The 814-nt window shown below is 48.3% G+C and carries 1 protein-coding gene; it reads right to left on the bottom strand.

From position 1 onward, the window contains the following. The coding region (locus A3739_RS08895; protein WP_156502501.1) for a hypothetical protein at positions 1–750 on the bottom strand (750 nt) is incomplete at its 3' end. Positions 751–814 lie beyond the last annotated feature (64 nt).

The raw sequence follows: 814 nt of genomic DNA, 5'->3' as shown, positions 1-814 counted from the left end.
ACTAATCACAATGTCTGTGATGCTTTCCGAACCATCCGCGTCAGGTTGACTAATATCAAGATTTAACGCGATCGCTGTATCTTCATCTCCACGTGCTGATGCCACTACGACAGCCTGTTCTGACACGGGCAACACTTCTACATTAAAACTAATCGTGTCACTCACTTGGCTAACGAGGCCTGACTCAGGATCGACATCATTCACCAATGCCGTCGCACTCAAGATAAAATCATCACTACTATGTGCCGGTGCTTGTATGGTTAGACTCGCTAAATCGTCAATATTCACGATCCAAACACCACTACCCTGATCGGCACCCGTTGAAAGCTGCGCGCCCTCCGGAACACCCTCGAAACGCACCGCAGTAATCGACTCAGAACCATCTAGATCGACAAGATCCGCCGTTATATCCAGGCTAATCGGTTCATCTTCGTTTCCGCTAATGTCGTTCGCTTGTAACGTTGGGACATCCGCCACTGGGATAACTGAAACATGATATTGTGCGGTGCTACTCGCTTCCGTAACCACACCACTATCTGGATCTTCGTCCTGATGCGTCACCATGACATCCAACGTAAAGTCAGTACTGTCATGCAACGGAGGCGTTAACGTCAGCGCTGCTAGATCCTCGGCCAATACAGTCACTGTATCGTCAGCATTGACCGTACCGTGGCTAAACACTGCGCCGTCTGGCACTTGCGAAAACATAACGCTCACAATGCTATCTGGGTCGACATTACCTATGATCATACTGAAGATATCCAATTGCATTGAACTATCTTCATTTACCTCTGTATACCCATCCCTGAGCGTT

Source organism: Oleiphilus sp. HI0067 (assembly GCF_001635735.1).
Note: the sequence above shows the minus strand (reverse complement) of the source record. Positions and strands in the feature narration are given on the sequence as shown.